Source organism: Rhodoglobus vestalii (assembly GCF_006788895.1).
Lineage (GTDB): Bacteria > Actinomycetota > Actinomycetes > Actinomycetales > Microbacteriaceae > Rhodoglobus > Rhodoglobus vestalii.
Genome location: NZ_VFRA01000001.1, coordinates 1822863 through 1840688 on the forward strand (window position 1 = coordinate 1822863; position 17826 = coordinate 1840688).

Sequence of the window (17826 nt, forward strand, 5' to 3'; positions counted from 1 at the left end):
GCCACGCGAAAGCATGTGCGGCATTGTCGGTATCGTCTCTTCTCAACCCGTCAACCAGCAGGTCTACGACGCACTCTTGTTGCTGCAGCACCGCGGCCAAGACTCCACCGGGATCGCCACCGCCGATGGCAGCACCCTGCACTTGCAGAAAGCCAATGGCCAAGTGCGTGAGGCGTACCGCACTCGGGACATGCGCAACCTCGTCGGCACCACCGGTCTCGGGCATGTGCGTTACGCCACCAAGGGCAATGCCTTCAATGAGCAGGAAGCCCAACCATTTTATGTGAACGCGCCCTACGGCATCATCCTCGTGCACAACGGCAACCTCACTAACACCCCGCAGCTCACCGATGAACTGTTCCGCATTGACCGCCGCCACCTCAACACCACCAGCGACACTGAGCTTCTCGTCAACGTGTTGGCCAACGAACTTCAAGACCAGGTTTCAGGGCTCGACCTCAACCCCGAACAGGTTTTCACCGCCATCGAACGCGTTCACAACCGGGTTGAGGGATCGTATGCCGCGATTGCGCTGATTGCTGGCCATGGTTTGTTGGCGTTCCGCGACCCCTTCGGCATCCGCCCGCTGGTGTTGGGTCGCCGCCAGACGGGTCTCGTCGGTGACGAGTGGATCGTGGCATCCGAATCTCTCGTCCTCGAAAGTGCCGGTTACGAACTGGTTCGGGATGTCGCCCCCGGCGAAGCAATCTTCATTACGCCCGACGGTGAGATGTTTTCGAAGCAGTGCGCTAGGGCACCGGTGCTGATTCCGTGCTCGTTCGAATACGTTTATCTGGCACGACCCGACTCCATCATGAACGGCATTTCCGTTTATGAAGCTCGTCTACGTTTGGGCGACAAGCTGGCCGACACGATTGCCAAGTACACCCCCATGGGCGACATTGATGTTGTGATGCCGATCCCTGACTCCTCCCGCCCGGCAGCGATGCAGGTCGCACAGAAACTCGGCGTTGAATACCGCGAAGGTTTCTACAAGAACCGCTACGTTGGCCGCACCTTCATCATGCCCGGCCAAGCCGAACGCAAAAAGAGTGTCAAACAGAAACTGAACGCGATGAGCAGCGAGTTCAAAGGCAAGAACATTCTGATCGTTGATGACTCGATCGTGCGCGGCACCACCTCGAAAGAGATTGTGCAGATGGCGCGCGAAGCCGGAGCAAACAAGGTCACCTTCACTTCGGCGGCACCGCCCGTGCGCTTTCCTCACGTGTATGGCATCAACATGCCCACCCGCGCTGAACTCGTGGCACACGGGCGCAAGATTCCCGAAATTGCTATGGAGATGGGTGCCGATGCCCTCATCTACCAGGAGGTCGCAGACATGCAGGCTGCGATCATCGCCGGATCAGAGGTGAACTCACTGGAAATGAGTTGCTTCACCGGTGACTACATTTCGGGAAACATCACCCCGGCCTACCTCGACTGGCTCGAGCAGACTCAACTGAGCTAGCCCGCAAGCTATTCGAGTGTGCCCGAGTACGATTCGGGTTCGACCGTTTCGTGTTCAACGGTTGCCGCCTTCGAACGTTTCGTCGAGGCCCGGTCGATGATCAGAACAACCAGCGCCGCGAGGGCGACTCCGGCGGGGATTCCAAACAGGCTGAAATAGCCGAAGAGTACGCCGAAACCGATCGAGGGGTCGACGGGGAATGACATGGTGAGAATGAATGTCGCAATGGCACCCACACCGCCACCGACAATCAAAAATGGCGCAAACTTGGGTGCCCGACGAATTCTTACGTTGCCCGATTCCAGCGAACGACGGAGAACAGGTTCGCGAGTCCCCGCCGCGTCGGGGTGCTCTGCCGGCGCAGGCTGCGACTCAGCGGGCAGGTCATGTTGCTGCGGCTCGGATGCTGCGGGTGGGTTCTCTGGGGTTGTGCTCACAACTCTATTCTCTCCCACGCCACTGGTAAGTATGCCGTGAGGTCAGCGCGAGAACCCGACGCGCTGATGTCACCCGAGTTGAGCGCGTCGGCCCATTGGCGCGTGCCGGTGGCGAGCGCGATCCAGGTTTCGGCATCCATCTCAACAACATTGGGTGGAGTGCCGCGGGTGTGATTGGGGCCTTCGATTGCTTGCACGGCGCCGTGGGGTGGAACCCGCACTTCTACCGAATTGCCTTCGGCGTCTCGCCCCAGAACCTGCAGCAGGTAGCGCACAGCGGTGGCGGTCGCATCGCGATCGGCTCTACCCTCTTTGACCATTCGGATGCTTGCTTCGCCGGCAATTGCGGCAATCTTCAGCTGTGCCATGATCTAACGCTAGCAAGGAACACTGAGCGCTTGGTTAGGCTGGGGTTGTGCGAATTCTTGTTCTTGGTTCCGGTGCCCGCGAGCACGCGATTGTGACATCCCTTCTCAGTGAGGAGGAGCCCCACGAGATCACGGCGGCGCCCGGCAATTCCGGCATTGCCGCGGTTGTCGAGACGGTGGCTCTCGACCCCACGCGCGGCGACGTTGTTACGCAATATGCGCTCGACAATGACATCGAGCTGGTTGTTATTGGCCCAGAAGCTCCACTGGTGGCGGGGGTCGCCGATGATTTGCGCCGCCGCGGTATTGCCGTGTTTGGCCCCGGCAAGGCTGCCGCTCAGCTTGAGGGCAGCAAAACCTTTGCGAAACGCATCATGGATATCGCCAACGTGCCCACCGGTCGTGCTGCGCGTATTGGCTCGCTCGATGAGGCGATCACCGCGCTCGACGAATTCGGCGCCCCCTATGTGGTGAAAGCGGATGGTCTCGCTGCCGGTAAAGGTGTTCTGGTGACGGATGATCGCGATGCCGCAGTCGAGCATGCGCGGCACTGGCTTGCCCACGGCAGTGTGCTCGTCGAGGAATACCTTGATGGCGAAGAGGTGTCACTGTTTTTGCTGAGCGATGGGCACAATGTCGTTCCGCTGTCGCCTGCCCAAGATTACAAGCGTGCCTACGACGGCGATGAAGGTCCGAATACCGGCGGGATGGGTGCATACTCGCCGCTGACCTGGCTACCGGCGAACTTCGTTGAAGAAGTAATTGATACGGTGGCGCTGCCGACGATCCGTCAGCTCGCGAGTGAGCAAACACCCTTCATCGGGTTGCTGTACTGCGGGCTCATTGTGACAGGTGACGGTATCCGCGTTATCGAGTTCAATGCTCGTTTCGGTGACCCCGAAACGCAGGTCGTGTTACCACGGCTGGTGACCCCGCTGAGTTCACTGCTGTATGCGGCGGCCACCGGTGGACTCCCCGACCACGCCACCCCGCTCTTCACTAACGACGTCGCTGTTACCGTGGTGCTGGCGAGTGAGGGCTACCCCGAAAATCCCCTCATCGGGCGAACCATTACTGGTTTGGATGCGGCGCTCGCCGTTGAAGGAATTACCATCGCCCATGCGGCCACCGCGCACCGCGGTGACGAGTTTGTCGCCACCGGTGGACGCGTGCTCAGCGTTGTCGCGACCGGAGAAACATTTGCCGTCGCTCGCGCCCGCGCCTACGAAGCACTCGGGCATATTCACCTTGAGGGCAGCCACTTCCGCAGCGACATCGCGCTGCGCGCCGACGAGTGAGCGATGCCGTGAGTGACCGTGTGAACGGCAATACGAACGACAGTACGAACGGCAATACGAACGACAGTACGAACGACACCGTGAACGGCTCCGCTAGCGAGTGGACAAAGACGTATTCCGGCAAAGTCCGTGATCTCTATGTGCGCGCCGACGAGCCACAGCTTGTGCTCATGGTTGCCAGTGATCGGGTCAGTGCGTTTGACCATGTGCTGGAGCCGGGCATCCCGGGCAAGGGTGCCTTGCTGACGCAGTTGAGCACGTGGTGGTTCGCGCAGCTTCCTGACGTGCCCAATCATCTGGCGGATGCCGGTACGGGTTCGGGTGCCGCAGTTGAGGCTTCGGCAGAGTTGGCCGACCGGTCGATGGTCGTGAAGCGCCTCGAGATGTATCCGGTGGAGTGCGTTGTGCGCGGCTACCTTTCGGGTAGCGGTTGGCTGGAGTATCAGGGGTCGCAGAGTGTGTGCGGCATTGCGTTGCCGGCGGGGCTAAGCGATGGCGATCGCCTGCCGGAACCCATCTATACGCCGGCGTGGAAAGCGCCCATGGGTGAGCACGATGAGAACATCAGTTTTGAGCGCACGGTCGAGCTGGTTGGTGCTGAGGTTGCTGTGGCACTTCGGGATGCTTCGCTCGACATTTTTGCGCGGGCCGCAGCCATCACAGAAACTCGCGGCGTGATTCTCGCGGACACCAAGTTCGAGTTCGGTGCTGACCCGGAGTCGGGTGCTCTCGTTCTGGCTGACGAAGTACTTACGAGCGATTCGAGCCGCTACTGGGATGCTGAGCTGTATGCCGCTGGCGGGCCGGGCCGTCTCGCTAGCTTCGATAAGCAGATCGTGCGCAACTGGCTTTCGGCGAACTGGGATAAGCGGGGCACCCCTCCCGAGCTTCCCGCCGACATCGTGGAGCAGACTGCCGCGCGGTATCGCGAGCTGATTGAGCGGCTCACGGCCTAGGTCGCCAACGTGTGCTGATGAGCGCTAGTTGTCGATAACAGCGGCGACCGCTTCAATCTCGACGAGTTGGTCCGTATAGCCGAGCACAGTCACGCCCATCAGCGTGCTCGGTGCGTCGTGATCCCCGAAGGCCCCGCGGATGACCGTCCAGGCCTCGATAAGATCGCTCTGTCGGGAAGATGCCACGAGAACGCGGGTGCTTACGACATCGTCGAGCTCAGCCCCAGCTGCGTGCAGCGCGATAAGCAGGTTCTCCATCGCTTTGGTTGCCTGCGCTGCATAATCGCCCGCTCCTGCCGTGCTTCCGTCCAAGTTTAGCGGGCATGCTCCAGCTAAGAAGATTAAGCGTGCGCCGGCTGGGGCAGTTGCCGCGTAGGCGTACTGAGCCATATCGGATAGTTCAGCTGAACGAATGAGGGAAACCGTCTGGGACATGACCTCATCGTATTCTGCGAGCCACCGGGCCGCCGGGAGTCGCGAGCGGTCCGAATGCGTCACCCCACCTGACGATCAAAATTGTCGCCCACAAGACCAAGACAGGCCTCGAGGCGTTCGATTCGCTCTAACGTGTTCCAACTCACGCTTTACACCCCGGATCAATCGCGACCCTCGTCGCCTGACTTGGCAACACGTCACCACCGAACTTCTTTCCCCAATCGTCACCATGCACTCCGTGCATTCCTGCGAGGGCAACCATCGCCCACCATCGGTGGGTAGAGTCGGCAAGATAAGCACCAAGCAGATTGTCGAAATCGTCGCTTCCCACCGCGGCTCTAAGCGCGGGATCACGTTCAGTTGCAAGTTGTTCGGCGGCCTACCAAAGATTAAGAGGGCCTCTTCGCGGCTGTTCGACACCCAAAATGCCCAGCGCTCACTTCTTTACTCACACTGCAGGGGCGGTTTCAAGCGTTGCGAGACGCGCCGAACTCAGGAAGGAGCCCGTTCCATACTTGCTCGCGATCAAACAATTTGGGCACTCCCCTCAAATAGGCGAACTGTACTGCTGCAAATCTATCGAGTTTGGTTTGAGCTGATCATTTATCGCTGTGATGGAGAGCGCTAACGGCGATCTGCCCGCTACCGAATGGAATATTCATCTCGACTCGGTGGCGCCTGCCACAACAGGTGATTTTCGCACCTGTGGTTTGGGTCTGAGATCTGCAATTGCTCCATCCCCTCTTCATCAGGAAAAAGTGCCCGCCAATCTCCGACGAGAGGCTCTCTTGCGCCTGGGGTGGGTGACTGGTGGGTGGTGTTAACCGTAAGAGTTACGTCCCGCTACACCAGGCCGAGCCCAATGCTTACCCAACCGGCCAGCATGAGAGCGAACACAATCCCACCCAGCACGATCGCCACGCGAAGCCTTCGTTCTAAAACGGAATAGAGAATGGTGCCGAGGAATGCACGCCATCCACCGGCGGCCATCATGAACAACCCCAAAAAAAATTGGGTATGCCAGGGAGATGACCAATCCTGTAGTGAAGACAAGTAGCCCAGGCATCATGCCGGCAACGGGGCTCAACGTAATAAGAAGTGTGCGGTTAAGCAGCCCACGGTTGGTAATCCTGCCGCGCAGCCAGATCCAGGTTGGTACTCCGAAAAGAGCGGCTACCGGCAGGCCCAGTATTCCTGCCCGGGCAATGGCCCCGAACATTCGCGGAGCCAGCGGCTGTCCGCTCCCATCTGCTGCCACACCGACTACGCAGCCCAGCGCAAGAGCCACTGTTGAAACGAACATAGCCTTCATGGGCGAGTGCAGCCTTCCGCCACCCGACTATCTCCACAGTTCCGCTCCGATAAAATCGCACAATTTCGTTGAACCTGATGCTGCCACCATAATTTATGTTGCCAATCTGGCACAGCGGGATGGTTCCGGTGTGATTGAAGCGCACCTGGGTCGCGTCCCGCCCAAAGCCGCTTGTCAACAATAGGAGCATCCACCCGCAGAAACGTGACTCCATAATGAGTTTTGACCACTGAAACTGACGGGTTGTGAACACCCCGCCAGAGGTGGTCACAACCGATCGTTTCCGACCTGGGCTAGAGCTCTTTGCCACTCTGCGGCAAAGGAAAAGGCATCCTCGATCGCATGCGCGAACACCTGTCAGCTCTCTAGCTGAGGGATGGCTCGCGCTAGGCCCCCGAGCGCAAAGAGCGCAACGGGGGCCTAATGGACTAGCTCTCTTCGTTGCGGTTTATTCGGAGTGCAGCAATGCAGAGCGGTAGCGCAAGAATCGCTGTTGCAATTCCGGCTGCGATCCAGGACCCTGTGACGGTCACCGTGGGTGAGATGCGTGTTTCGCGGAGTCCATCGAATGTCGCTAGGAACGGGATGCTGATAATTGTTCCGTTTGTGAAGGCAAGAGCGGCAAGCAGCATGGCCACTATTGCCACGACTCCGATGGCAATTGCCACAGAGAAGGTCATGGCTACTACCCGATCGAGACCCAGAGGAGATCGTTCAGACATTGTTTACTCCTATCCTGTGTACCAAGCTCAGCGCACGCAGCGGGCGGTAAACCCGTTTTTGGTGGAAAGCTCGGGGTACATGTTTTTTGCTTGGCAAATGTTCCACCAGTTCACCACGAGCCATGTCGCAACACCGAGCACGGCTACTGCAACGACGATCATGGCAACGGAGATGACGACGACGATGATTGGCAGCGGGTCGGCGACCATGGGATATGAAATTCCCTCCGCATTCTTGTGATCGACAATTTGCGTTAGCGTGTCCCCCTCAACCGAGTAGCGAGTAGCGAGTGGGAACATTGACGCTTGCAGCGTCCTGAGCCCACGCAGTTTCGAATTCGACCTTGGTTCTGTCCCCTTCATCGACGATGCGTGCACCTCCATCTGCGGTCGCTTCGAGTCGGTGCCCGGCAGGCAGCGACAGATCGTAGTCGTACGTCTCCGGTGCGTCTTCGCTCCCGATAATGGTCAGCAACTGGACGCCGCGGTCTGTAGGTATCACAGCATTTGCACTCGCGCCTTCAGCGGGGAAAGTGACAATGCCATCCGCGACCGATTCACCCCGTGCTGCCTTGTCAGCGTTCGGGAGACTGATTCCCAAGTTGAATTCACCGACGGACATTGTGACTCCTTCAGCGGCAACCTCAGGGATCTCAATCTCAATCTCAAGAGTCACTGGATCAGTTTCGCCGTCCATACTGGAAACTTCAGAGCCGTCCGTACCGGAAACTGGAGAGGTAAAGGTAGCTGCCGGGGCGAACGCGTCTTCCGCCAGGCTACCCTCGACGTTCTGCAGCGCATCGACCAACTCTTGCGACGAGACGCACCCGTCTCCGGTCTCATCGCCAGCTCTTGCAGATGGGCCAGCAAACGCGATGCTCCCTGCCATCAGCACGACGGACGCTACTATCGCGAGCGCCCGCCCGCCCACCCGCCGAACTTAATATCCCGTAGGGCGACGTTCTGGGAATTATTCATAATTTTGTCCTCCATTGGATTTGGCAGCTAAGAGTGTTTTCAGCAGACCATTCCCGTGTAGGTTAGATCCTGCTGTACAAGGTTGTCTACCCCATGCCAGTAGCCGCTTTGTTGAATGCATCACGATCAGCCCGCTCGCCTCACGGCCCGGACTGATTTTCTTTAGTTCGGGCCTTCGCCTCTGGCCTGCGGAGGGCCCCGTTCTCGTTTTAGAAAGCAATCTTCTGCTGTAGAGCAGGGCTCCAGCTAACTGATCGGAGCCACACGAAGCCCCCAACATAGATCGAAGGCTTTGTTCTGATGGTCCTAGGCATGATGGTGATGGGCGGCGCGATCCGTGGTGGACGAGTGAGCCGCAGCAGCAATGTGTCGGAGTCGCCATTGCGGTCGACAACCTGAAAACCCAACCGCGAATAAAGTGAGCGCGCCCGGTTGCCATCCTCGACGCTAAGGAAGATACCGGAAAGGCCTCACTCTGCTGTCGCCACGATGAGTTTCCGAAGAAACTTCGCCCCGATTCCTTGGCCACGAAAACCGTCGAACGTCGTGATGCTTAGTTCGGGGTTGTCTCCCCGACGAACCCGTACCGGGGGCTCGGCGGAAAAGAAGACCAGCCAGGCAACCGCGCGAATCTCATCGTCGCGTTCCTCCAACATCCCGAAATCATTGCCGTTCGGGACGTTGCAGTCGTAGTGTGCAAGTTCCTCTGACTGGTCAGGGTCACCGAAGCTGCGACTGGGCGACGGCAATCCGTTCCTGAAGCGCAGCGCTCAGTTCTGCCGCAAAGGGCGCATCTATAGCTCGCACATCCGCCGCCGCACACAAGCTTGCGACCGCTTCAGGCGCACGGCTCGCGAGGGTGCGAACATCGTCAACGAACCTCGCGCCGTCGAGCCCAACAGCGGTAGCCTGCGCGTGCCAAGCCTGTGCACCGATATCCACGAGGAGATAGTTGCCGTCGACTGCTTGGGCGATGCGAGCAGTGTGTGGTCTAAAACTTTCGTACGGGATAATTGTCGCGATATCATAGAGGGGCGCAAGTGCGACGGCCGAACCTCGCACGAGCAGCGAGTAGTTCTTCGCATGTGCATCGGGCGCCCCGATCAGCCAGTTGAACGCCACAGCCAGCAAGTAGCGATGTGCGGTGGCATCGGCGCGCTCCTTGGTCTGTGCTCGTCGAACTAGACGGACGACGTCGATGATCCCTGGTCCTCCATCGTCTTGGTATTTCTGTGACGGGGGAACGCCGAGGGCTTGGCAGAGATCTTCTTGGTGCAGCCGTTCGATGCCGGTCGGTGTCAGCCGCCGGTCGTAGCGCTCAACGACAATCGCGTGGGTGCCGTCGAAGGAACGAATTTGAGTGTGTGCTGCTGGCAGACCTAATCGTCTGGCAAGCGTGAGGCAGAGATGCTCGTTGAGCGCCTGTTCACGGAACTTTGGGATACCGGGCTTGACAATGTGGGTCGTCGGAGTGCTCCCGATCGCACGACCCCAGCCACCATCAACCTCCACAAGCGCGAATTTTGCTTGCGCACCGGCCAGGCTGAACCGGCCGGCCGTGTCAACGAAAGTCCACGCGTTTGGGTCAGCGTTGAGCGCTCGCAGTTGCGCACCGATTGCCACATCATCGACTCGCTGAACTTCTTGAGAGTCGTCCGGTTTTTCTTCTTCGGGCAAGAACTGCACGGCGCCCGCACAGTCCCGCCCGTAATGCTGGAGAAGCGAGAACGGATTGTGCTCATCCGCTTGCGGATGCGCCAACACAGCCCACCTCTGAAGTGTTTCCGGGTTGTCCGGCAGCAATCCCCAGAGGAACGGATCGACCGCGGTTGGCTGGTGAATACCGGGATGAAGCGGCAACGAAAGCGATAGTGGGCTTGCGCCACGAGTCGCCAAGTAGTCGTGGTCGTAGGTAAAACTAGAGGCGCGCACGCTGCATTCCACAGTGCCGGCACGCTGCGATCCCATAAATACGGCAAGTTTTCTTTCCATCATTCGACCGCCTTAGCTCCGGATGATGCGCCGTGGTCACCAGCGAACGACTGCACATACTCATCGAGGTCGTCGGCGGGTGCTGCATCGTCGAGGCGCAACTCAAGCCCAAGCTGGAACAGAGTCTGCAGCAGCGGCTCAAGCTCGAGCCGAGTTTTACCCTTCTCGACCTTGATAATCCACTGGCGGGCAACACCAACTCGTTCAGCCAGCTCCTGTTGCGTGAGGCCAAGCTTTAGACGTTTGTCGCGGATCGCTCGGCCGAGGTCAGCTGGGGTCGCTAGGAATACCATGGCCTGCTCTTTTCCAAAATGGGAACGTACGCGAAACGCGACATACACTGTGATGTACGCGAAATGCAACACTACGCTTGATGTACGCGAGATGCAACACTCAAATCATCCCCTATTGCGTGCCGAAAAGCAGCAGTCATGACCGAGAAATAAAGGAGGCGCCGATTCCTCAAGTGCGGCAACCTGTTGCCGTCCTCAACGCTCAGATGGGTCCCAAACGCCGCAGGCGCCCCATTCGCATCCATCACTTTCTGATAGCCCCGTCGCACGCTCGGGACCTCGGCGAGCCGGTTCCACAGGTCGACACCGTTGCTGAACTCGCGAAGTTGCTCGGGATGACCATCGGCCAACTTGAGTGGTGTACCGACACGAGTATCCGTGCCGGAATCGACCTCGAAGAAACCACACGCGTGCTTCGCGCAATTTTGGGCATCCCAACAGAACAGCGAATAAAAGTTACCGTCAAACCAAGTTGAGCTAGATTCGACATATGGCTCGCCTACCCTTCTCCTCAACTCCCGTCGTTATTGCACTGTCGGGTGCCGCCCTTCTAATGCTTTCCGGGTGCACCACATCCGCCACCGACGCCGGGCCCTCGAGCACACCAATCGACGAATTCGCTTGGCAGCAAGAGCTGTTGCAAGAGCACGCTGACGAACTATGGAACCGAGTCGAGAGAGAGTTTCCGGATGCCACGCGACCCGAAGCCGAGTTCATCGAGTGGAGCACGATGGCCGTCTACGTCTGCATGGTGCAGTATCCAGAAAAGCCAGAATTTCCCACCCGGGAAGCTGACCCCAAGCCGTAGGCGACTGGGATCAGCCCTGGGCCTCGCGATGCTCCCGACCATTGATCGTTGGAATGACTGTGGTCGTCTACCGTCAGACCTCGATCTCGCCGCTGTCGGCTCCCTCGCGTTGGGCGCCGGAGCGCTCGCGAGTTGGTTCTGGCTACGGTTTCTGATTCCAGCGAAGCGCCCGGAAGTGCTCGGGCTGGCAACAACCACCATGGTCACCGTCTTGGTCATTGCCGCGATTCCGCTTCAGATTTCGAGCGCGGGGCGTGGGACGAGAAGGGTCGAGCGTTCCGCGAAGCTTGCGAGATAACTGAGTGGGGAGCGCTTCTTCGTGGGATGCCGTTCTATCTACCCGCGCTATCGCAGGTCGTACTTGCGATAGCCACCCCCCGCAGGATCGCCCTCTCCCCTCGCCGCTTGATCACAAGCCTGAAGATCGTGGTGGCGCTGCGGGTTGCGTATGTTCTGATCCTTCAGCCCTTCGCCACCTTCGGTTCGGCCTGACACAGCGAACGTTACTTAGGCGCTGAAAGAATCCAGCCTGTCGCGGTGACGGAGAGTGCGCACAAACACGGATGCCCGGGCCGACTCTCGTCGGCCCGGGCATCCGTCGTGCTAGCTCACGACCAAGCAGTTAGCTTGTGGTGATCTGAAAGTACAGTGGAACAGAATCCCACCCGAACTCAACGTTCTCGACAGTGTCAGCCGAAACGCCGGTCGCGTTGGAGTACCACAGCGGAATGCTGGGGAGATCCTTGAGCAGAACTTCCTGTGCATCCTGGTAGAGCGCGGTTGCGTCTTCAACAGTCTGAGCAGCGGCACCCTCTTTGATGAGCCCATCAAACTCTGGGCTGGTGTAGCCCTCATAGTTCGAGCCGGCACCGGTCTGGTAGAGCGGCGCGAGGAAGTTGTACAGCGACGGGTAGTCAGCCTGCCATCCGGCGCGAGTTGCACCGGTGAGGGTGCCCGCTACGCGGTCTTCGAGCGACGACTTGAAGTCGGGGTACGGCTTGCCCAGCGCGTTGATGCCCAAGGTGTTCTTGATGCTGTTCGCAACAGCGTCAACCCAACCCTGGTGCCCACCATCTGAGTTGTAAGCGATGTCGAAAGTTGCATCCCCAAACGGTGCGATGGCATCTGCTTCAGCCCACAGCTTCTGAGCCTCTTCGGGGTTGAACTCCAGCACGCCAGCACCCTCAAGCGAGCTTGAGTAGCCGTCAACAACGGGCGACGTGAAATCGGTTGCCGGTGTACGGGTTCCCTGGAAGATCACATCGGTAACCTCAGCACGGTCGATCGACATGGAGATTGCTGCGCGGCGCAACTTGCCTTCCTCACCACTGAAGTGGTCGAGGTAGTAGGGGATGTTGAACGCCTGGAAGATGGCTGCCGGCTGGTTGATCGCACGGTCACCAAATTCGTCCTCGAAAATTCCGAAGGCGCTATCGGGCACAGCGTCAAGCACATCAAGGTTTCCGCCAAGAACATCAGCGTAAGCCGCATCCTGTGACGTGTAGAACTTGAAAGTGATTCCGCCGTTAGCGGGCGTGCGCACGCCCGCATAGTCGGGGTTTGTCACGAGAGCGATCTGCACATCGTGCTCCCACGCATCCTCGCCATCCATCATGTAAGGACCGTTACCGATGGGGTTCTCTCCGAACGCTTCCATGTCGTCGTAGGCGGCCGAAGGCAGCGGCATGTACGCCGTGTAACCGAGGCGTAGCGGCCAGTCAGCTTCAGGAGCGTTCAGAGCGACCTCGAAGGTAAGGTCGTCAATGACGCTGAGCCCGGTGAGCTCTGCATCTGCGTCATAGCTAAAACCTTCGATGCTGTCGAAGAAGTAAGACGAGGCCTGAGCATTGCTGAAAGTCGCACCGTAGGTCCACGCATCGACGAAGGAGCTGGCGGTTACTTCTTCACCATTAGTGAAAGTCCAACCATCGTTGAGGATTACGGTCCAGTTCTGGCCGTCCTCAGATTCGATCGATTCGGCGACATCATTTTGGATGCTGCCATCTGCTTCGTACGACACCAGACCGGCGTAGATCGATGTCAGGATCTTCCCGCCACCAACCTCGGTAGTTCCGGTAGAGATGAGCGGGCCCAGGGGCTCGCTTCCGTTTGTGGTGATGATCTGGTTGGTGTCGCCCGAGTCTTCGCCGCTGCTGGTTGAGCAGCCGGCGAGAGTGAGCGCGACAACCGACACCAGCGCCACGGCGCTAATCCCGAAACGTGCTGCCTTCATGATTCCTCCTGTGCAATGAGCGCCATCGGTGCAGGCATCTTGCTGCGGCGGGCGTGGGAATTACTCTAGGGTTCACAATCTGATCCCTAAACCAAACTTCGAAAATGTTATCTTGTTGTTAGGCATCAACTCCGCATTGCCTTACAAACAATTTACACAACCGACACATGACCTATCATTTACTCAGGTGAACGCCGCAAGGTTTCCCCTGACGGCACCACGCCCGACCAAGCCAAGAAAGAAGTTGAGACGATGACGAGCGCGCCAATTCTCATGTATTCGAGCACCATGTCTGCAGACATGCGACACGTGATCACCCACGAGGTTCACGACCCGTTCCTCTACATCGAAATTGACAGCAAACGGTACACGGCAATTAAGTCGCTGGAGGCCGCACGAATGTCAGACGTCGACAACATGACAGTGTTCCCCCTGGAAGTGCTCGGGTTCGATGACTTGCGTGCCGCCGGCCAGAGCCCCGCCCTCGCCGAACTCAACACCCTTGTCGAGGCCTGCCGCCGCACCGGGGTGAGCAGCGCCATCGTGCCCTCCGACTTCCCCCTCGGTGTTGCGGATCATCTTCGGGCCCATGGAATCGAACTCACCGTCGACAACAATGTCTTCGAAATGCGCCGTCGTGTGAAGTCACCAGCCGAGCTCGCCGGCATCCGTCGTGCACAAATCGCGGCCGAGGCTGGCGTCGCGCACGTTGCGGCCAACCTGGAACGGGCCGAGATCGCCGAGGATGGCGGACTTCTCGTCGACGGTAAACCTCTCACGTGCGAAGACCTGAAGACGGGCATCCGCGCAGCCTTCTTGCGCAACGGCTGCGAAGACGCTGGTCTGATCGTGGCGCATGGCGAGCAAACCTGCATTGGCCACCATGCGGGCTCGGGCCAAATCTTTGAGGGCGAGCCCGTCACCGTCGACATCTGCCCCCGCGACACCGAGTCGGGCGGCAACTCAGACATGACCCGCACCTTCGTGAAGGGTGAGGTCAACGAAGAGCTCGCCACCTACTGGCGCATCGTCAAAGAATCATTCGACAACACGCTCGCCGCGATTCGCCCCGGACTTCCCGTGGCCGAGCTGCACCGCATTTCTTGCGAGCCCATCAGCAATGCCGGCTACCCCACCCAGCTCACTAAGAAGCCGGGCGAAGTGCTCACCGAGGGCTACTTCCACAGCCTCGGCCACGGCATCGGACTCGAAGTTCACGAAGCGCCCGGACTGAGCCAGAATGACGCCGTTCTTGTCGCCGGTGACGTCATCGCGATCGAGCCCGGCTGCTACCGCCAAGGCTTCGGCGGCGTGCGCCTTGAAGACATTGTGCTTGTCACCGAAACCGGCGCCGAACGCATCACCGACTACCCGTACGAGCTCACCCCGGTAACAATCTCGCGAGGAGTGTAGTCGTGCGCGACCCCCGTATTGATGCAGCTCGTGAGCGGAGCATCCACGAGTGGCAAGAATTCTGTCGCTTTCCCTCAGTAGCAGGCGACCTTGACGCAATCAATGCTGCTGCTGACTGGTTAGAGCAAAAACTCCGCGCGCTCAGCGATCGTATTGAGCGCATCGAGATTCCCGAATACGGGCCGGTCGTCGTCGCCTACTTCCCCGGAATCAGCACCACAACGCTGATGCTCTACAACCACTACGACGTGCAGCCGGCGGGAGAACTGGATCGCTGGGAGTCGGGCCCCTTCGACTCCCAGATTCGCGATGGGGCCATGTATGCCCGCGGTGCCTGCGACGACAAGGCGGATGTCACGAGCCGCCTGCGCGCGCTCGAACTGTTTATCGAAGACCATCCCGAGGGCCTGCCGTACAGCATCATTTATCTCGCCGACCCCTGTGAAGAGATCGGCAGCCCCGGCCTCGAAACCGTGCTGCGCGAAAACTCGGAGCGTCTCAGCTCGGACGCCGTGCTGTGGGAAAGTTACCTGCGTGAAGACGATGGCCGGCCGGCCGTGGGTTTCGGATGCCGTGGCGGCATGGAGATTAGTCTCAGCCTGAACATTCTGGCTTCCAATCAGCACCCCTCGTATTCGCAGATTCTGCGCTCCGCACCGCTCGAGTTGATGCGTGCCATCACGTCCCTTGTTGATGAGGATGGGCTGATTTTGGTTCCGGGGTTCACCGAGTCGGCACTGCGGCCGGATGCGGCGGCGAAGGCGCGCACGCAAGAGTTGTCACTTCCGGGTGACGCGATTAGCCTCCCGGGGATTAGTCCCCTACAGAATTTTTCAGAAGAGGAGTTGAAGGAGCGTTTCATCTTCACGCCCTCGATGAGCCTGTCGGGTTTCGATCTCGATCCGAGTGTGCGCCAGAGCATCCCCGCGAGCGGTTCCGCGCGCGTGCGATTCGGGTTGGTTCCGGGCATGGATCCGCACGCCTGCTTCGACTCCGTCAAATCATTTCTCAGCACCACAGCGCCCGATATTGATGTCGAACTCATCCGCACCATGCAACCCGCATTCTCGCCCGTTGACACACCCTTCGCAGTGTCGGTTCTTGAGGCTGCGGCGAACACCTTCGAGGCAAAGCCTGTCATCTACGATGTGATGACTGGTTCCGGCCCCGGAGCGTTCTTTCTTGAACACCTGGGGGCACCCCTGATCTCACCCACCGGAACTCTACGACCGGAGGGAAACATGCACGGCTACAACGAACACGGTTACCTCGAGGACTACCTCACCCACATCCAGTTCACGTTCGATCTGCTCAACAACCTTGAAGCACACGAGTTTGCGAACAATGACTGATTCGGCGGCGGCGGATGACGCTACGACGATCCTCGATCTGCTCGTGCCGAGCACTCCAACAGTCGAGCTGGACAACATTGATCTGCAGCTGATCCGCCACTTACACGAAGATTCAAGCATTTCGCTTCGTAGCCTTGGGGCGCTGGTTGGAATGTCAGCCCCGAGTGTCGGCGAACGCGTTGCACGTCTCGAACGCACGGGGGTGATTCGGCGCCGCAGCATTGAGATGGACTGGTCTGCCATGGGTCGACCGATGCTCGTGGTGATTCCCATCAAGATCACTTCTGATGCCAAAATGCTCACCGTGATTGAGGCGCTGCAGTCGATTTCCTCACTCACCGAAATTCTGATTCTTAGCGGCACGTACGACATGATGGCGCGGTTCCGGCTGAAAGATCACGCTGAGCTGCAGACGCTGCTCCTCGAAAAGTTGGGCGCCGTTCCTGGCCTTCAGCGTGTGGAAGCAATGATCAGCCTCGGCCGCGTCGATGACACTTCACCGCTCAGCCACATCCTGGGCATTGACGACTAACCACACCAACAGAAAGTAGTACCGTGCGCATCGACGATTCGTGGCGAGACCTCGTAGCACCCGACTTTTCTCTCTACGCGGGCCTTGACCCCGAACGTCGGATCATGATGATGGGCGCGGATCCGTTCGCCCCCGACAAGTGCCTCCCGGATCACGTGATCGCTGCCACGAAGCAGGCTCTCGATGACGGCAAAACTCACTACTCGCTCGACAACGGCTATGCGGAGCCGCGTCTGAAGACGGCACTCGTCAATAAACTGCGCGACTTCAATGGGATGGAGATTGATCCCGAAACGGAGTTGATGGTTGGCCCCAGCTCGGCGTTCACACTTTTTCTCTCAATTCGCATCTGCATCCGCCCCGGTCAGGGCGACGAGGTGCTTGTCACGAGCCCCGGCTTTGCCGAAAACATCAACGACATCCACCAGATGGGTGCGGTGTGCGTGCAGGTGCCCACGTACGAAGAAGACGGCTTTAAGTTGCGGATGGATGAATTCCGCTCGCGCATCACCGAACGCACTCGTGCCATCGTGATCACGAACCCCAATAACCCGACCACCACGGTGTACACGCGCGAGAACCTATTGGAGCTCGCGGCGCTTGCTGAGGAATTCGACCTCGGCGTGATCGTTGATCAGGACTTCGAACGTCAGGTGTACGACGGGGCTGAGTTCGTGAACTTTGCCACCCTGCCCGGTATGCGTGAGCGAACCCTCACCGTGTTCGGTACGTCAAAAGACTTGGGGCTCACGGGCTTCCGCGTGGGCTACCTTGTGGCGCCAGCCGAGATAATGCCGCTGCTCAAGATCGCGACCTTCAACTATGTGGGCCCCACCAACACTTTCGCTCAGTACGGTGTTGCGGCTGCCTATGAAAACCCGGCCTACACCGACGAGTGGTTCACAATTTACGACCAGCGCCGTCACGCTATCTTCGACGTCCTGAAGGACATTCCCGGGGTTGGTGCTCTGATGCCAGAGGGCGGTTTCTACCACTGGGTCAACATTTCCGAGCTCGGAACGTCGTTGGAGGTCGTCAAGCACCTCGTCACAACCCAGCAGCTCGGGGTTTCTCCCGGAACCTGGTTTGGTGACTCCGGCGAAGGCTACGTTCGGGTGATGTACGGCTCAAACGGTCGCGACGAAGTCTTCCAGGAGGGTGTTTCGCGCCTTGCTTCTGGGTTGCTTGAGCTTGCCAAGAGCAAGGGTCTCGTCGCTTAATCGGCC

General features: G+C 59.0%; 22 protein-coding genes. 11 read left to right on the forward strand and 11 right to left on the reverse strand.

All coding sequences use genetic code 11. The features are described from left to right. Positions 1-13: 13 nt before the first annotated feature. Complete coding sequence (purF, locus tag FB472_RS08855; RefSeq protein WP_141990598.1) at positions 14-1471, forward strand: amidophosphoribosyltransferase; 1458 nt, start codon at positions 14-16, stop codon at positions 1469-1471. An 8-nt stretch (positions 1472-1479) separates the two neighbouring features. On the opposite strand, the gene FB472_RS08860 is transcribed toward purF, so the two are convergent. Continuing rightward, entirely contained in the window at positions 1480-1908 is a 429-nt protein-coding gene (locus tag FB472_RS08860) for a hypothetical protein (protein ID WP_141990599.1), read from the reverse strand. Then, positions 1905-2276, reverse strand: a complete 372-nt coding sequence (locus tag FB472_RS08865; RefSeq protein WP_021808272.1) for a sterol carrier family protein — start codon at positions 2274-2276, stop codon at positions 1905-1907. Before FB472_RS08865 ends, FB472_RS08860 begins: the two co-directional genes overlap by 4 nt. A 47-nt stretch (positions 2277-2323) precedes the next feature. Between FB472_RS08865 and purD the strand changes: the two genes are divergently transcribed. Together purD and FB472_RS08875 are read left to right on the forward strand one after the other, a co-directional pair. Next, complete coding sequence (gene purD / locus FB472_RS08870; protein ID WP_141990600.1) at positions 2324-3574, forward strand: phosphoribosylamine--glycine ligase; 1251 nt, start codon at positions 2324-2326, stop codon at positions 3572-3574. A gap of 80 nt (positions 3575-3654) precedes the next feature. Then, positions 3655-4530 carry a phosphoribosylaminoimidazolesuccinocarboxamide synthase gene (locus FB472_RS08875; protein WP_141990601.1) on the forward strand — a complete coding sequence of 292 codons (876 nt, stop codon included), beginning with the start codon at positions 3655-3657 and terminating at the stop codon, positions 4528-4530. A gap of 24 nt (positions 4531-4554) precedes the next feature. On the opposite strand, the gene FB472_RS08880 is transcribed toward FB472_RS08875, so the two are convergent. From FB472_RS08880 to FB472_RS08910, 8 genes are all read right to left on the reverse strand, one after another. Further along, complete coding sequence (locus tag FB472_RS08880; RefSeq protein ID WP_141990602.1) at positions 4555-4965, reverse strand: RidA family protein; 411 nt, start codon at positions 4963-4965, stop codon at positions 4555-4557. A gap of 843 nt (positions 4966-5808) precedes the next feature. Then, positions 5809-5958 (reverse strand): hypothetical protein, encoded by a 150-nt coding sequence (locus FB472_RS14020; RefSeq protein WP_170192069.1) that lies wholly within the window; start codon positions 5956-5958, stop codon positions 5809-5811. Positions 5959-6705: 747 nt separating this feature from the next. After that, positions 6706-6999 (reverse strand): hypothetical protein, encoded by a 294-nt coding sequence (locus FB472_RS08885; RefSeq protein WP_141990603.1) that lies wholly within the window; start codon positions 6997-6999, stop codon positions 6706-6708. A 27-nt stretch (positions 7000-7026) separates the two neighbouring features. Then, entirely contained in the window at positions 7027-7209 is a 183-nt protein-coding gene (locus FB472_RS08890; protein ID WP_141990604.1) for a hypothetical protein, read from the reverse strand. A gap of 58 nt (positions 7210-7267) precedes the next feature. Next, complete coding sequence (locus FB472_RS08895; RefSeq protein WP_141990605.1) at positions 7268-7888, reverse strand: hypothetical protein; 621 nt, start codon at positions 7886-7888, stop codon at positions 7268-7270. A gap of 559 nt (positions 7889-8447) precedes the next feature. Next, positions 8448-8633, reverse strand: a complete 186-nt coding sequence (locus FB472_RS08900; protein WP_141990606.1) for a hypothetical protein — start codon at positions 8631-8633, stop codon at positions 8448-8450. 64 nt (positions 8634-8697) lie between these two features. Further along, positions 8698-9969 (reverse strand): type II toxin-antitoxin system HipA family toxin, encoded by a 1272-nt coding sequence (locus FB472_RS08905; RefSeq protein ID WP_170192070.1) that lies wholly within the window; start codon positions 9967-9969, stop codon positions 8698-8700. Beyond that, positions 9969-10262: a helix-turn-helix domain-containing protein gene (locus FB472_RS08910; protein WP_141990608.1), complete on the reverse strand. Its 294-nt coding sequence runs from the start codon at positions 10260-10262 to the stop codon at positions 9969-9971. The genes FB472_RS08905 and FB472_RS08910 overlap by 1 nt, the downstream gene beginning before the upstream one ends. A 173-nt stretch (positions 10263-10435) precedes the next feature. Between FB472_RS08910 and FB472_RS08915 the strand changes: the two genes are divergently transcribed. From FB472_RS08915 to FB472_RS14025, 4 genes are read left to right on the forward strand one after another with little or no spacing between them, the layout of a single operon-like run. Continuing rightward, entirely contained in the window at positions 10436-10738 is a 303-nt protein-coding gene (locus tag FB472_RS08915) for a hypothetical protein (protein ID WP_141990609.1), read from the forward strand. 14 nt (positions 10739-10752) lie between these two features. Continuing rightward, the gene (locus tag FB472_RS08920) at positions 10753-11070 is read left to right on the forward strand and encodes a hypothetical protein (RefSeq protein WP_141990610.1); all 318 of its coding nucleotides are present in this window, start codon (positions 10753-10755) and stop codon (positions 11068-11070) included. A gap of 28 nt (positions 11071-11098) precedes the next feature. Further along, positions 11099-11368, forward strand: coding sequence for a hypothetical protein (locus tag FB472_RS08925; RefSeq protein WP_141990611.1), 270 nt, complete (start codon positions 11099-11101; stop codon positions 11366-11368). Between the two features lie 26 nt (positions 11369-11394). Continuing rightward, positions 11395-11562, forward strand: a complete 168-nt coding sequence (locus FB472_RS14025) for a hypothetical protein (protein WP_170192071.1) — start codon at positions 11395-11397, stop codon at positions 11560-11562. A gap of 130 nt (positions 11563-11692) precedes the next feature. Here the strand turns inward: FB472_RS14025 and FB472_RS08930 are convergent, their stop codons facing one another. Further along, entirely contained in the window at positions 11693-13303 is a 1611-nt protein-coding gene (locus FB472_RS08930) for a peptide ABC transporter substrate-binding protein (protein WP_141990612.1), read from the reverse strand. Positions 13304-13555: 252 nt separating this feature from the next. Between FB472_RS08930 and FB472_RS08935 the strand changes: the two genes are divergently transcribed. The 4 genes from FB472_RS08935 to FB472_RS08950 are packed head-to-tail and all read left to right on the forward strand — an operon-like array spanning position 13556 to position 17820. Continuing rightward, positions 13556-14716 (forward strand): M24 family metallopeptidase, encoded by a 1161-nt coding sequence (locus tag FB472_RS08935; protein WP_141990613.1) that lies wholly within the window; start codon positions 13556-13558, stop codon positions 14714-14716. 2 nt (positions 14717-14718) lie between these two features. Further along, positions 14719-16068, forward strand: a complete 1350-nt coding sequence (locus tag FB472_RS08940; RefSeq protein WP_141990614.1) for a M20/M25/M40 family metallo-hydrolase — start codon at positions 14719-14721, stop codon at positions 16066-16068. Beyond that, positions 16061-16600, forward strand: a complete 540-nt coding sequence (locus FB472_RS08945; protein ID WP_141990615.1) for an Lrp/AsnC family transcriptional regulator — start codon at positions 16061-16063, stop codon at positions 16598-16600. Before FB472_RS08940 ends, FB472_RS08945 begins: the two co-directional genes overlap by 8 nt. Before the next feature lie 23 nt (positions 16601-16623). Continuing rightward, positions 16624-17820: a pyridoxal phosphate-dependent aminotransferase gene (locus tag FB472_RS08950; RefSeq protein ID WP_141990616.1), complete on the forward strand. Its 1197-nt coding sequence runs from the start codon at positions 16624-16626 to the stop codon at positions 17818-17820. The last annotated feature ends 6 nt before the right edge of the window (positions 17821-17826 follow it).

Excerpts from the sequence above, each read along its gene's own strand:
- purF (WP_141990598.1), top strand. The coding sequence starts at position 14 with ATGTGCGGCATTGTCGGTATCGTCTCTTCTCAACCCGTCAACCAGCAG.
- FB472_RS08865 (WP_021808272.1), bottom strand. The coding sequence starts at position 2,276 with ATGGCACAGCTGAAGATTGCCGCAATTGCCGGCGAAGCAAGCATCCGA.
- FB472_RS08880 (WP_141990602.1), bottom strand. The coding sequence starts at position 4,965 with ATGTCCCAGACGGTTTCCCTCATTCGTTCAGCTGAACTATCCGATATG.
- FB472_RS14020 (WP_170192069.1), bottom strand. The coding sequence starts at position 5,958 with ATGATGGCCGCCGGTGGATGGCGTGCATTCCTCGGCACCATTCTCTAT.
- FB472_RS08885 (WP_141990603.1), bottom strand. The coding sequence starts at position 6,999 with ATGTCTGAACGATCTCCTCTGGGTCTCGATCGGGTAGTAGCCATGACC.
- FB472_RS08890 (WP_141990604.1), bottom strand. The coding sequence starts at position 7,209 with ATGGTCGCCGACCCGCTGCCAATCATCGTCGTCGTCATCTCCGTTGCC.
- FB472_RS08895 (WP_141990605.1), bottom strand. The coding sequence starts at position 7,888 with ATGGCAGGGAGCATCGCGTTTGCTGGCCCATCTGCAAGAGCTGGCGAT.
- FB472_RS08900 (WP_141990606.1), bottom strand. The coding sequence starts at position 8,633 with ATGTTGGAGGAACGCGACGATGAGATTCGCGCGGTTGCCTGGCTGGTC.
- FB472_RS08905 (WP_170192070.1), bottom strand. The coding sequence starts at position 9,969 with ATGGAAAGAAAACTTGCCGTATTTATGGGATCGCAGCGTGCCGGCACT.
- FB472_RS08910 (WP_141990608.1), bottom strand. The coding sequence starts at position 10,262 with ATGGTATTCCTAGCGACCCCAGCTGACCTCGGCCGAGCGATCCGCGAC.
- FB472_RS08920 (WP_141990610.1), top strand. The coding sequence starts at position 10,753 with ATGGCTCGCCTACCCTTCTCCTCAACTCCCGTCGTTATTGCACTGTCG.
- FB472_RS08925 (WP_141990611.1), top strand. The coding sequence starts at position 11,099 with ATGCTCCCGACCATTGATCGTTGGAATGACTGTGGTCGTCTACCGTCA.
- FB472_RS14025 (WP_170192071.1), top strand. The coding sequence starts at position 11,395 with ATGCCGTTCTATCTACCCGCGCTATCGCAGGTCGTACTTGCGATAGCC.
- FB472_RS08930 (WP_141990612.1), bottom strand. The coding sequence starts at position 13,303 with ATGAAGGCAGCACGTTTCGGGATTAGCGCCGTGGCGCTGGTGTCGGTT.
- FB472_RS08935 (WP_141990613.1), top strand. The coding sequence starts at position 13,556 with ATGACGAGCGCGCCAATTCTCATGTATTCGAGCACCATGTCTGCAGAC.
- FB472_RS08945 (WP_141990615.1), top strand. The coding sequence starts at position 16,061 with ATGACTGATTCGGCGGCGGCGGATGACGCTACGACGATCCTCGATCTG.